Origin of the sequence: Streptomyces finlayi, assembly GCF_014216315.1 — a bacterium.
GTDB classification, from domain to species: domain Bacteria; phylum Actinomycetota; class Actinomycetes; order Streptomycetales; family Streptomycetaceae; genus Streptomyces; species Streptomyces finlayi_A.
Window position 1 is genome coordinate 407848 of the sequence record NZ_CP045702.1, and the last position, 12845, is coordinate 420692.

Below are 12845 nucleotides of genomic sequence, written 5' to 3' on the forward strand. Positions count from 1 at the left end.
CAGTGCGGACCAGTGCGGACCAGTGCGTCAACAGAATCCTGGGGGCCGTGGCCGCGTGCCGGACGGGCCCCGGGCCGGTGTCAGTGCTCCTCGGCCACCGGCTCCAGGACGAAGAGCGGGATCTCGCGGTCCGTGTTCTTCTGGTAGTCGTCGTAGTCCGGGTACGCCTCGACCGCCCGTCCCCACCACACGGCCTTCTCTTCCCCGGTCACCTCGCGCGCCAGCATGTCCTGGCGCACCGGTCCGTCCTGGAGTTCCACCCGGGGGTCGGCGACCACGTTGTAGTACCAGACCGGGTGCTTGGGGGCTCCGCCCAAGGAGGCGACCACGGCGTAGTTGCCGTCGTGCTCCACGCGCATGAGCGGGGTCTTGCGGATCTTGCCGCTCTTCGCGCCCCGGGTGGTCAGGAGGACGACGGGCAGGTCCCGCCGCTTCTCGTCGTCCGGACCGACCAGGCTGCCCAGCGTCGTCCCTTTCGTGCCACCGGAGCTTTCGTACAGTGCCACCTGGTCCCTGACCAGTTTGTTCGCGCTGGGCTCGTACTCGCCTTTGAGCGGCATGCTGACTACCTCCGTGCTGTGGGGAATGTACCCCGCGATGGTTCCCGCCCCGGCCGGGTACGAACGTGCTGCTCAGGCGTTCGGTGCCCTCCCGGGCCGGGTTTCCGCCCGGCTCGTGTGAGACCTCGGCCTGGGCCAGGAGTTCCCTGGGCTCGGCTCCGTCAAACTCGGTGGCGGCTAGGTCCTGTCTGGAGTTCCAGCGCGGGAGAAGGAGCGGCGTCCGGTGCCGTCGAATCCAAGGCGGAGGAGGGAGCGATGGCGGAGCCCTCGCGACTGACGACAACGCCGGAGGCGGCGGTGCCGGACGCCGCGACGCCGCGGGGGAACTCCAGACAGGACCTAAACCCGGCCGGGAGGGGGCCGGTCACGCGCGCGAGGAGGTGGTCAGCCGCGCGCGAGGATCGCCGTGATGCGCTCCGAAGCCGCGGTGGCCTCCGCGACCGGGTCGCCGCCTTCGAGTACGGCGGTCATGTACGGCTTGATCGGGTTGGCGGCCTCCACGGCCGCCCACTGGGGTGAATTGGGGGTGGCGCGGCCCCGGGTAGCTCCCTCGGCCATCGCCGCGGTGCCTTCCTGGCCTTCGATGACGGGGGCGAGGCTCGGCTTGTTGGGGACGTAGCTCATGGTCCTGGCCAGTTCCGTCTGCCACTTCCTGCTCGCGAGCACCTTGATCACGTCGATGCCCGCTCTGCGGTGCTCCGCCTTCTTCGGCACGATCAGATCGGAACCGCCGGTGAAGACCGAGCCCGGGGCCCTGGCCGTCTTGCCGGGTATGGGGAAGTAGCCGATTTTTCCCTTGAGTCCGGGATTCTTCTGCTCGATCAGGGCGGCGCTGCCGGGGACCGAGATGATCTGCGCGACATCGCCCCTGGAGAACACCTCGGTCTGCGGGGGCTTCTCCTCGTCGGCGTTCTTGGGTCCGTTGCCGAGGGCCTGGAGTTCCTTGTAGAAGTCCATTCCCTTGAGCGCGGCGGGCGAGTGGAGCGCGCCTTGCCAGTCGCCGCCGTTCTCGTCGGCGAGTTCACCGCCCTCGTCCCAGATGAACCCGGCGAGTACGTACCAGTTCTGTCCGGCGAGATAGATGCCCTGGGTGCCGTAGCTGTTGAGCTCTTGCGTGTCCTCGATCCATTCACGGCGCGTGGTGGGCGGTGTCCTGACACCCGCCCTGGCGAAGAGCTCCTTGTTGTAGACCACCACGCGGTTGGCCGCGTACCAGGGGATCCCGAACTGCACGCCGTTGATGCTTCCGGGTTCGGCGAGGCCGGGCAGCCAGTCCTCGCTGCCGAGGTCACGCATCGATTCGAGGGTCAGATCGCGCAGTCCGCCGCTCTCGGCGTACTGCGCGACCTGCGTGTTGCCCACCTCGATGACGTCCGGCGCGTCGTCGCTGTCGAGGGCCGCCATGACCTTGGGGCCGATACCGCCCCACTCCTGAATCCTGAAGTCCAGCTGGACCGAGGGGTTGTCGCTCTCGTACGACGCCGTGAAGCGGTCCAGGAAATCCTGCGAAACGCTGTCCTTCATCAGCCACACCGTCACCGTGACATCACCTCCGCCCGCACCGGGAAGAAGGCCGCAGCCACTCAGAGCGACGGAGGATGCGAGCGCGACGGCTCCGGCCAGCAAGCGGTTCTTCACGTGGTCACCTTCTGCGAAACGGCACGACGGAACAGAGACCCGGTGTGGGGGACTGCGGGCGGCGCTCGCACGGGCGTGTGGCTGGATTTTGGTATGGACCAATGGGTAGGTCAAGGGCCGGTCAAAGGCGGCTCAGCGGACCCGGCGCCTCGCGCACCGCGCGCCGGTGAGGCACCGTGGAAGCACGAGAGGAGACATTTGATGTCCAATCACACGTATCGGGTCACGGAAATCGTAGGAACCTCCGAGGAAGGTGTGGATGGCGCGATCCGCAACGGCATCGCGAGGGCCTCGGAAACGTTGCACAATCTCGACTGGTTCGAGATGACGCAGGTGCGCGGTCATATCGAGGACGGCCGGATCGCGCATTACCAGGTGGGCCTCAAGGTGGGCTTCCGGCTCGACGAAGGCGCCTGACAGGGACTGCTCCGTGATCAGGTGCGTCCCTCGCGTTCCTGCGCGTCCTCCAGTAGGGGTGAGGGCGTCGCCCAGCGGGCTCTCACCACGTCGAAACCGGCCGCCTCGGCCGCGTCGCAGACCAGTTCGTCGTCGTCGACGAGGACCCGGACGTCACGCTCCCGGCCAAGCCGCTTCAGGATCTCCAGCTTGGTGCGGCGGGCCGGGCGCCGGTCGTCGTTGCGGCGCATGTGGACGCGCCCCTCCGGCAGCCCGTGCCGCGCCAGCCAGGCCAGGGTGTCGCGGCGGCAGCGCTCCGGCCGGCCGGTCAGATACACGACATCGCACTCCCGCGCGCTCGCCACCAGCAGCCGGATGCCCTCCGTCAGAGGAGGGTCGTGGACGGCGGCGGAGAAGAAGCCCTGCCAGTCGCGCCGGGCGCCCTCCAGGAAATGCTGCCGGTGGGCGGTGTCCGCCAGTGTCCCGTCCAGATCGAATACGGCCAGCGGCCGGGCGTCGTCTCTCATCCGGCTGAGCCTAGAAGACCCGGACCGCCCGCGCTCCTGAGCAGGCGCGCGGATCGCTGGGCATCCCCGGGAATCCCCGGGGAGCACACGCGTTGAACGAGACGTGAGCTCTGTGACCGCACGCATCCCTTTCTCCGTCCTGGACCGCTCCCGCACGCGCGAAGGGCACGACGGCGCCGAGGCGCTGCGCGACACCGTACGGCTGGCCGGCACGGCCGAGGCCCTCGGCTATCACCGCTTCTGGGTCTCCGAGCACCACAGCGTGCCCGGCGTCGCGGGTTCGGCGCCGACCGTGCTCGCCGCGGCCGTCGCCGCCGCCACCTCGGTCATCCGGGTGGGCACCGCTGGAGTGATGCTGCCCAATCATCAGCCCCTCGTCGTGGCGGAGCAGTTCGGAGTGCTCGCCTCGCTGTTCCCGGGGCGGATCGACATGGGCCTGGGGCGGTCGGTGGGCTTCACGGACGGCATCCGCAGGGCGCTGGGCCGTGACAAGGAGGACGCCGACGACTTCGCCGTACACCTCACCGAGCTGCTCGGCTGGCTGGACGGCAGCCAGCGGACGTATCCGCAGGTGCACGCCCGCCCGGCCGAGGGGCTGCGCATACCGCCGTACGTCCTGGCGACGGGCGAGGGTGCCACGATCGCCGCGGCGGCCGGTCTCCCCCTGGTCGTGGGCGATCTGCGGGGCCGGGAGAAGCTGGTGCGTGTCATCGAGGACTACCGCAGGGACTTCCGCCCGTCCACCTGGTCACAGACCCCCTATGTCGTCGTGGCCGGCACGGTCGCCGTCGCCGGGACGGAGGCGGACGCCCGGCGGCTGCTCGTCCCGGAGGCCTGGTCCATGGCCTACTCGCGGACTCACGGCTCCTTCCCGCCACTCCTTCCGGCCGAGCGGATCGAGTCGCTGACGATGACCCCGAAGGAAAGGGGCTTCTACGAGAGCGGGCTGCGGGGGCACGTGGCCGGCACCGAGGAGCAGGTCGCCGCGGAACTGGAACTGGTCATCAAGGAGACCGGGGCGGATGAGGTACTGGTCACCACCAGCTCGTACGACCGCGAGGGCCTGGTGGACTCGTTGCACCGGCTCGCACGGGTCGCCGGCCTGCGCGGCATGTGATGCCGCCCGTCCCCGCTCACCTCCCTTACGCCTGGAATCAACCGTTCATGCCGTTTGCCGATCGGTTCGGAGTCGCACCCATGCACACCCCCACGATCCGCAGACCCTGGACGTCACGCTGAACGGCCTGACGATCGCACAGGTGCTGGACCTGACCGTGGAGTCCGCGGCCACGTTCTTCGCCGGGACCCCGGCGGCCGGGCGCAGCCTGCGCACGCTGCTCGATGTGGGCCTCGGCCATCTGCGGCTCGGCCAGCCCGCGACGGAGCTGTCCGGCGGTGCGGCCCAGCCCATCAAGCTCGCCACGGAACTCCAGCGCTCCCGTCGCGGCCACACCCTGTATCTGCTGGACGAGCCGACGACCGGGCTGCATCCCGCCGATGTCGAGGTGCTGATGCGGCAGTTGCACGGCCTGGTCGACGCCTGCAACACGGTGGTGGTCGTCGAGCACGACATGGCCGTGGTGGCGGGGGCCGACTGGGTGATCGACCTGGGCCCCGGCGGTGGCGACCAGGGCGGCCGGATCGTCGCCCTGGGCACGCCGGCGGAGGTCGCAAGGACGCGGGGAAGCCGTACGGCACCGTATCCGGCCCGGGCGCTGGGAGTGTGACCGAGCGCGTCAGGAGAAGACGCGTGTGGGGATCGACGACCGGCTTCCGGCGTCCGATGGCGACGGGGACCGGCGCCGCTACCGCCGGACCTTGCGGGCGGCCCGGAGCCACTCCTTGTTCATCGCGGCGATCGACGGCAGCGGGATGCCCTTGGGGCAGGCCGTGGCGCACTCCCCGGTCAGGGTGCAGCCGCCGAAGCCCTCCTCGTCCATGGTGGCGACCATGTCCAGGACGCGGGTCTCACGGTCGGGCGCGCCCTGGGGCAGCACGTTGAGGTGGTTGACCTTCGCCGAGGTGAAGAGCATCGCCGAGCCGTTGGGGCAGGCCGCCACGCAGGCGCCGCAGCCGATGCACTCGGCGTGTTCGAACGCGAAGTCGGCGTCCGGCTTCGGCACGGGGGTCGCGTGCGCGTCGGGAGCGGTGCCGGTAGGAGCGGAGATGTAGCCGCCGGACTGGATGATCCGGTCGAAGGCCGAGCGGTCGACGACCAGGTCCTTGACGACCGGGAAGGCGGAGGCCCGCCACGGCTCGACGTCGATCGTCTGGCCGTCCTGGAAGGACCTCATGTGGAGCTGGCAGGTGGTGGTGCGCTCCGGGCCGTGCGCGTCACCGTTGATGACGAGACTGCAGGCACCGCAGATGCCCTCGCGGCAGTCGTGGTCGAAGGCGACGGGTTCGTCCCCCTCGACGATGAGCTCCTCGTTGAGGGTGTCGAGCATCTCCAGGAACGACATGTCCGGGGAGATCCCGTCGATCTCGTAGGTGGTCATGGCGCCGGGCGTGTCCGCGTTCTGCTGGCGCCAGACGCGCAGGGTGAGCTTCATGCGTAGCTCCGCTGAGTGGGGTGGACGTACTCGAAGACGAGGTCTTCCTTGTGCAGGACGGGTGCGTCGCCCGTGTCGGAGAACTCCCAGGCGGCGACGTACGAGAACTCCTCGTCCCGGCGGGCAGCCTCGCCCTCGGGGGTCTGTGACTCCTCGCGGAAGTGGCCGCCGCAGGATTCGGCGCGGTGCAGGGCGTCGAGGCACATGAGCTCGGCGAGCTCCAGGTAGTCGACGATGCGGTTGGCCTTCTCCAGCGACTGGTTGAACTGTTCGCCGGTGCCGGGCACCTTGATGCGGCGCCAGAACTCCTCCCGGATCCGCGGGAGCCGGTCGAGGGCCTTGCGCAGGCCTTCCTCGGTGCGGGCCATTCCGCAGAACTCCCACATGAGTTCACCGATCTCCCGGTGGAAGGAGTCGGGGGTGCGGTCGCCGTCGACGGCGAGGAGCAGGTTGATCCGGTCCTCGGTCTCGGCGACCGCCGCGGCGACGTCCGGGTGTGTGGCGTCGACCTCGTCGGTGTGCGGATTGCGGGCCAGGTAGTCGTTGATCGTCGACGGCAGGACGAAGTAGCCGTCGGCGAGCCCCTGCATCAGCGCCGAGGCTCCGAGGCGGTTGGCACCGTGGTCGGAGAAGTTCGCCTCGCCGATCGCGAAGAGGCCGGGAACGGTGGTCTGGAGGTCGTAGTCCACCCAGAGCCCGCCCATCGTGTAGTGCACGGCCGGGTAGATGCGCATGGGTGTCTCGTACGGGTTCTCGGCGGTGATCTGGGCGTACATGTCGAAGAGGTTTCCGTACTTCTCCTGGACCTTCGCCTTTCCCATCCGGGCGATGGCGTCGGCGAAGTCCAGGTAGACGCCCTGCCCGCCGGGGCCGACGCCACGTCCTTCGTCGCAGACGTTCTTCGCGGCCCGTGAGGCGATGTCGCGGGGCACGAGGTTTCCGAAGGCCGGGTAGACGCGCTCCAGGTAGTAGTCGCGCTCGTCCTCGGGGATGTCGTTGGCGGGCCGTTCGTCGCGCTCGGCCTTCGGCACCCAGATGCGTCCGTCGTTGCGCAGTGACTCGCTCATCAGCGTCAGCTTGGACTGGTGCTCGCCGGTGCGCGGGATGCAGGTGGGGTGGATCTGGGTGAAGCAGGGATTGGCGAAGTACGCGCCGCGGCGGTGGGCGCGCCAGACGGCGGTGGCGTTGGAGTTCATGGCGTTCGTCGACAGGTAGAAGACGTTGCCGTATCCGCCGCTGGCCAGGACGACGGCGTCGGCGAAGTACGTGTCGATCCTCCCGGTGATCAGGTCGCGGGCGACGATGCCGCGGGCCTTTCCGTCGACGACGATCAGGTCGAGCATCTCCGTACGGGCGTGGAGTTCGACGTTGCCGGCGGCGATCTGCCGGGCGAGTGCCTGGTAGGCGCCGAGGAGCAGCTGCTGCCCGGTCTGGCCGCGGGCGTAGAAGGTGCGGGAGACCTGGACGCCGCCGAAGGAGCGGTTGTCCAGGAGCCCGCCGTACTCGCGGGCGAAGGGCACACCCTGGGCGACGCACTGGTCGATGATCTCGACGGAGATCTGGGCGAGCCGGTGGACGTTGGACTCACGGGCCCGGAAGTCGCCGCCCTTGACGGTGTCGTAGAAGAGCCGGTGCACGGAGTCGCCGTCGTTGCGGTAGTTCTTCGCGGCGTTGATGCCGCCCTGGGCGGCGACGGAGTGGGCGCGGCGGGGTGAGTCCTGGAAGCAGAACTGCACGACGTGGTAGCCCTGTTCGGCGAGCGTGGCACCGGCCGATCCGCCGGCGAGACCGGTGCCGACGACGATGACGGTGTGCTTGCGGCGGTTGGCCGGGTTGACGAGCTTGGCTTCGAAGCGGCGGGTGTCCCAGCGGTCGGCCACGGGGCCCGTGGGAGCCTTCTCGTCGACGAGCGGCGCGCCCGTCCCGTACTGCGTGTAGTCGCTCATTTCAGCTCACCACTCCGGTCATGACGGCGACGGGCACGGAGACGAATCCGGCAGTCAGCACCAGCGCGAGGGTGTTGGCCGTCGTCTTGAGGATGCGGTCGCGGGTCGCGTTGCCCACGCCGAGGGTCTGTGCGGCGCTCCAGAACCCGTGCCGTACGTGCAGGCCGAGGGCGAGCACCGCGGCGATGTAGATGACGTTGCCGTACCAGGTCGAGAAGGTGTCGATGACGTTCTGGTACGGATGTCCGGACTGGAATCCGCCCGGGTGCACGGTGCCGGTGGTCAGGTCGAGGATGTGCCAGACGATGAACAGCGCCAGGATGATTCCGCCCCAGCGCATGGTGCGCGTGGCGTAGCTCGCGCGCGGCTTCCTGTGGACGTACTTGCTGGGGCGGGCCCTGATGTCGCGGCGGCTCAGCTGGTACGCGGAGACCGCGTGCAGGACGACGGCGGCGACCAGTCCCACGCGGACGAGCCAGAGCGCCCACTCGTGGTGGAGGACGGGCTCCCCCATGGTCCGCAGCCAGTGGGCGTAACGGTTGAACTCCCCGGGCCCGAAGAAGATCTTCAGGTTCCCGATCATGTGGGCGACCAGGTAGAGGAGCATGACCAGGCCGCTCACGGCCATGATCGTTTTTTTGCCGACGGTTGAGTCCCAGAGCGTGCGCGTCATGGACGGCCGCCGGTCCGTCCGTGTTGCCAATGCCATGGACACGACGCTAAGGCCGCAGGGTCTCATCAGTCCAAGACATAGAATGGCTCATTTCCATAGGCTTTCCCTATCGAGCCCGGCTATCGTCGGCTTATGCAGTTCCAGCAGCTCGCCTACTTCGTCGCCGTGGCCGAGGCCAGGCACTTCACCCGCGCCGCCGAGGAGGTACACGTCTCTCAGCCTTCGCTCTCCCAGCAGATCAAGGCGCTGGAGAGCGAGCTGGGCGCCGAACTCTTCAGCCGAGCCCGGGGCAACATCGCCCTGACCGACGCGGGCGAGGCACTGCTTCCGCTGGCCCGCCGGATCCTCGCCGACGCGGATACGGCGCGGCACGAGGTGCAGGAACTGGTCCAGCTGCGCCGGGGCCGCATCAGGCTCGGGGCCACACCCAGTCTCTGCACGGGCCTGCTGCCCGGCGTGCTGCGGGCCTTCCACGATCTGCACCCCGGAATCCAGCTGCTGCTGGAGGAGGGCGGCTCGCACGATCTCGTACGGCAGCTGGCGCGTGGGGCACTGGATCTCGCGCTCGTCGTGCTCCCCCTGCCCGCCGCGTCACCCGCGCTGACGACGGTGGAGCTGCTGCAGGAGGACTTGGTCGTGGTGTCGTCGGCCGCGGGGCCGGCCCCGGGGCGGAAGGGGCGGGTGCGGATCGCCGATCTCCAGGGCGAGCCGCTGGTGATGTTCCGGCACGGCTATGACCTGCGGGAACTGACCGTCGCCGCGTGCCGGGCCGAGGGCTTCGAGCCGTCGTTCACGGTGGAGGGCGGCGAGATGGACGCGGTCCTCGGCTTCGTACGGGCGGGGCTCGGCGTGGCCGTGGTACCGAGCATGGTCGCGAACCAGGCCGGGCACGACCTGCGGACGACACCGTTGGCCTCGCCGGGGCTGCGCCGGACGATCGCGCTGGCCCACCGCAGTGACGTGGCACCGCCGCGGGCTGCGCGGGAGCTGCAGAGGGTGCTGCTGGGGCGGGGGCGTGCGGGCGGTCACGGGTGAGGCTGAGCGTCGGAGGTGCGGGCGCGGGTAGGTGTGTGTTCGCGGCGGCTTCGCCCCCGCCCGCCCGTCCTCGCCCGCCGGACGGGCTTGATACGCGTCGCGGACAGGCTTGATACCGCGTCGCGGACGAGCCTGATACGCGTCGCGGACGAGCCTGGCTTCGCCGTGTGTCAGGGGCGAAACCAGGCCCGCCCGGCGTGTGACGGCAGCCTTCCGGCCCGTCCGGCGTGTGACGGCAGCCTTCCGGTCTGTCCGGCGTGTGAGTGGAGCTTCTCAGGCCGCCCGGAGCTTGAGGACAGTCCGGCCCGCCCGGCAACTGGGGCGGAGCCGTACCGCGCCCCGCCCCCTCACACCGCGTCGGCCAGCAGCAGGGCGTGGATGCGGTCCGGCGCGCCCGGACGGGCGTAGTACCAGCCCTGGGCCGTGTCGCAGCCCAACTGACGTAGCTGCTCCGCCTGGGCGCCGGTCTCCACTCCTTCCACCGTCACGGCCAGATTCAGGCTGTGGGCCAGCGACACGATGCCCTCGACGATCTTCAGGTCGACCGGGTCGGCGGGGTGCTGCTGCATTCCCTGCGTGAACGAACGATCCAGCTTGAGCACGCTCACCGGAAGCCGCCGGAGGTTCGCCAGGTTCGAGTAGCCCGTGCCGAAGTCGTCGAGCGCTATGTCCACGCCCATCTCGGCCAGTTGACGCAACGGCTTGAGCAGATCGTCGTCCGCGCCGATCAGTGCCGACTCGGTGACCTCCAGGCACAGCGCGCCCGGCTCCAGACCTGAACGCTCCAGTACGTCCACGGTCTCGGCGACCAGCCGCGGATGGTGCAGCTGGGTCGGCGAGAGATTGACGTTGATCCTCAGCGGCCCTCCGTCGCTGTGCCGTTCCTTCCAGAAGTTGGCCTGCCGCACGGACTCCTCCAGCACCCAGCGCCCCAACGGCACGATGAGACCGGTGTGTTCGGCGAGCGGGATGAACCGGTCGGGGCCGAGCACGCCGTGCTGCGGATGGCACCACCGCACCAGCGCCTCCGCTCCGTGCACGCTGCCGTCGCCGAGGTGCACCAGGGGCTGGTACTCGATGAAGAACTCGCCCCGGTCCAGCGCCGCAGGCAGCGCCGTGGTCAGCCCGTGCCGGGTGATCGCACGGGCGTCGGCCTCCGCGTCCGCCAGTTCGAAGCGGTTGCCACCGGCCGACTTCGCCCGGTACATCGTGATGTCCGCACTGCGCAGGACCTCTGCGGCGGTACGTGCCCCCGCGGCCGGTCCTTCGACGACGCCGATGGAGCCCCGCACCGTCAGCTCGCGGCCGTCGAGCCGGATCGGCGTGGCGAGCACGCCGAGTATCCGGCAGGCCAGCTCGTCGACCTCGTCCTCGGTGTGCGGCCCGGTGGTCAGGGCGACGAACTCGTCGCCGCCGAGCCGCGCCACCATCTCGCCCGGCGCGGTCGCACAGCTCTGCAGCCGGTCCGCGACCTCGACGAGCAGCCGGTCCCCCGCCGCGTGGCCCAGGCTGTCGTTGATCGCCTTGAAGCCGTCGAGGTCGAGGTAGCAGAGCCCGAAGCGGGTCCCGCCCTTCGCCGCGAGGGTCTTCTCCAGCCGTTCGAAGAACAGGGTGCGGTTCGGTAGCCCGGTGAGCGCGTCGTGGGTGGCCTCGTAGCGCAGCCGCAGGTTGAGCAGGCGGCGCTCGGTGGTGTCCTCCATGAGCGCCAGCTGGTATTCGGGCCGGCCCTCGGAGTCCCGCAGCAGCGAGACCGTGAGGTTGGTCCACAGGACGGTGCCGTCGTTGCGGTAGTAGGGCTTCTCGACGTGGTAGTGCTCGCGTTCGCCCCTGACCAGCTCGTTGTAGTACTTCCACACGTTCGGTGAGTCCTCGGGGTGGACCCACTCGGGCACCTTGTGGCTGCGGACGTGGTGCTCGAGGCCGCCGAACATCCGGGTGAGGGTGTCGTTGACCTCCAGGATGTTGCCCTCCAGGTCCGCGATGCCGATGCCGATCGCGGCGTCCTTGAACACGGCGCGGAACCGTGCCTCGGTCGCGTGCAGGGCGTGTTCGGCATGGGAGCGGGCGGCGAGCGCCGAGCGGGCGATGGCCTCCTGTTCGGCGAGGGTCCGCTCGCGCAGCGCCAGCGAGAATCCGCCGGCGAGCGCGTGCTGCATCCGTGCGCAACGGGCCCGGCTGTCCTCGGTCGAGAACGCCGGCGTTGCGTTGCTTCCGCAGTAGAGCACCAGGTACGAGTCGATGACGCCGAGCGTCGAGCTGAGCGCGTCGGGATCCGTGCAGTGCGCGGCGACCAGCGCGGCCCCGATCCCGTGCGCGGGCGCCGGGTCGAAGGGCCGCGCGTGCAGGATCTCGCTCAGCTCGCGTGCCAGCGGCAGCAGATGCTGTTCGAACTCCTGGCGGGTCATGGAGGTGGCCGTGGACGGAAAGATCGCCCGGCTCCAGATCGTGGCGAATCTCCGGAGCCGGCCCTCGGGACCGTCCGGTTCCGCGTCCGGGGTGCCGGACGCCTGGGCAGGGATGCTCACGCCTTGCGTCCCACTCCTGCGAAGCCCGAGAAGGCGAACGGGTCTTCCTGGCCCTCCGTCACGGGCGCGTCCGGACGCCACTCGGGCATCGAGACGAGGCCGGGGTCGACCAGTTCGTACCCCTCGAAGAACCGGCTCACCTCGGCGCGCGAGCGCATGACGAGCGGGTTGCGGATGTGGCGGTAGACGCCGACCGCGCCGCCGGCCTCTTCCTCGGTGAGCGGTATCCCCTCGTACGAGGCATGGGTCATCACGAGCAGACTGCCGGGGGCCAGCGCCTCGCGCAGTTCGGCGACGGCGGTGTACGGGTCGTCGGCGTCCTCGACGAAGTGCAGTACCGCGACGAGGAGCAGCGCCACCGGACGGTCGAAGTCGAGGAGTCCGGAGATCGCGGGGTTCGTCAGGATGTCCTGAGGGCGGCGCAGGTCGGCTGCGGCGATCACGGTGTTGTCGACGCCCTCCAGCACGGCCTGGCTGTGTGCGACGGCGACCGGGTCGTGATCGACGTACGCCACCTTGGCCGCCGGGTCTCCGGCCAGGGCGACTTCGTGGACATTACCGAACGTCGGAATGCCGGAACCGATGTCCAGAAACTGACTGATGCCCTCGGTTGCGGCGTACTGCACGGCCCGGCGCATAAAGGCGCGATTCGCCTGCATGATCTTGGGAAGGCCCGGCATGAACTCCATGGCCTTACGGGCCGCTTCCCGGTCCACCTCGAAATTGTGCGAGCCGCCCAGATAGAAGTCATACATGCGGGACACGCTCGGCACTGAAATGTCAATGCCTTGCGGTGCCCAGGCGGGACGCTCCATCGATGTCTCCAACAAGTCGCCACGGCGATCCGGCCATGTTCATGGTCAGTGTTGACCAGAGGCTACTGACCGACCGCCAGGAGAGCGAGCGGAAACGGAAATTCGCGGTCCGTTATTGGTCACACTCCAGAGGCATGTGCGGCGGTCCGTCGCTGCGGGTGAACATTCGGCGACGGAC

Annotated in this window: 11 protein-coding genes and 1 pseudogene; 4 read left to right on the forward strand and 8 right to left on the reverse strand. The window is 69.4% G+C overall.

Annotated features, from left to right (window positions below):
* Positions 1–80: 80 nt before the first annotated feature.
* Together F0344_RS02040 and F0344_RS02045 are read right to left on the reverse strand one after the other, a co-directional pair.
* On the reverse strand, positions 81–560 hold the full coding sequence (locus F0344_RS02040) for a nitroreductase family deazaflavin-dependent oxidoreductase (RefSeq protein ID WP_185297122.1): 480 nt from the start codon (positions 558–560) through the stop codon (positions 81–83).
* A 384-nt stretch (positions 561–944) separates the two neighbouring features.
* Positions 945–2198 carry an extracellular solute-binding protein gene (locus tag F0344_RS02045; RefSeq protein WP_185297123.1) on the reverse strand — a complete coding sequence of 418 codons (1254 nt, stop codon included), beginning with the start codon at positions 2196–2198 and terminating at the stop codon, positions 945–947.
* Positions 2199–2399: 201 nt separating this feature from the next.
* On the opposite strand from F0344_RS02045, the gene F0344_RS02050 reads away from it, so the two are divergent.
* A complete protein-coding gene (locus F0344_RS02050) occupies positions 2400–2615 on the forward strand; it encodes a dodecin (RefSeq protein ID WP_185297124.1) in 216 nt (71 codons plus the stop codon).
* A 17-nt stretch (positions 2616–2632) separates the two neighbouring features.
* Here the strand turns inward: F0344_RS02050 and F0344_RS02055 are convergent, their stop codons facing one another.
* A complete protein-coding gene (locus F0344_RS02055) occupies positions 2633–3121 on the reverse strand; it encodes a phosphatase domain-containing protein (protein ID WP_185297125.1) in 489 nt (162 codons plus the stop codon).
* A gap of 103 nt (positions 3122–3224) precedes the next feature.
* Here F0344_RS02055 and F0344_RS02060 point away from each other — a divergent pair, with 103 nt between their 5' ends.
* Entirely contained in the window at positions 3225–4238 is a 1014-nt protein-coding gene (locus tag F0344_RS02060; RefSeq protein ID WP_185297126.1) for an MsnO8 family LLM class oxidoreductase, read from the forward strand.
* Positions 4239–4335: 97 nt separating this feature from the next.
* A pseudogene (locus F0344_RS02065) lies at positions 4336–4848 on the forward strand (ABC transporter); the annotation flags it as partial.
* A gap of 78 nt (positions 4849–4926) precedes the next feature.
* Here F0344_RS02065 and F0344_RS02070 read toward each other — a convergent pair.
* The 3 genes from F0344_RS02070 to F0344_RS02080 are packed head-to-tail and all read right to left on the reverse strand — an operon-like array spanning position 4927 to position 8328.
* On the reverse strand, positions 4927–5673 hold the full coding sequence (locus F0344_RS02070; RefSeq protein ID WP_185297127.1) for a succinate dehydrogenase/fumarate reductase iron-sulfur subunit: 747 nt from the start codon (positions 5671–5673) through the stop codon (positions 4927–4929).
* Positions 5670–7619, reverse strand: a complete 1950-nt coding sequence (locus F0344_RS02075) for a fumarate reductase/succinate dehydrogenase flavoprotein subunit (RefSeq protein WP_185297128.1) — start codon at positions 7617–7619, stop codon at positions 5670–5672. Before F0344_RS02075 ends, F0344_RS02070 begins: the two co-directional genes overlap by 4 nt.
* A 1-nt stretch (position 7620) precedes the next feature.
* A complete protein-coding gene (locus F0344_RS02080) occupies positions 7621–8328 on the reverse strand; it encodes a succinate dehydrogenase (RefSeq protein ID WP_185297129.1) in 708 nt (235 codons plus the stop codon).
* 96 nt (positions 8329–8424) lie between these two features.
* On the opposite strand from F0344_RS02080, the gene F0344_RS02085 reads away from it, so the two are divergent.
* Entirely contained in the window at positions 8425–9327 is a 903-nt protein-coding gene (locus F0344_RS02085) for a LysR family transcriptional regulator (protein ID WP_185297130.1), read from the forward strand.
* A 347-nt stretch (positions 9328–9674) separates the two neighbouring features.
* Here F0344_RS02085 and F0344_RS02090 read toward each other — a convergent pair whose 3' ends face one another.
* Entirely contained in the window at positions 9675–11852 is a 2178-nt protein-coding gene (locus F0344_RS02090; RefSeq protein WP_185297131.1) for a putative bifunctional diguanylate cyclase/phosphodiesterase, read from the reverse strand.
* On the reverse strand, positions 11849–12667 hold the full coding sequence (locus F0344_RS02095) for an SAM-dependent methyltransferase (RefSeq protein WP_185297132.1): 819 nt from the start codon (positions 12665–12667) through the stop codon (positions 11849–11851). The genes F0344_RS02090 and F0344_RS02095 overlap by 4 nt, the downstream gene beginning before the upstream one ends.
* Positions 12668–12845 lie beyond the last annotated feature (178 nt).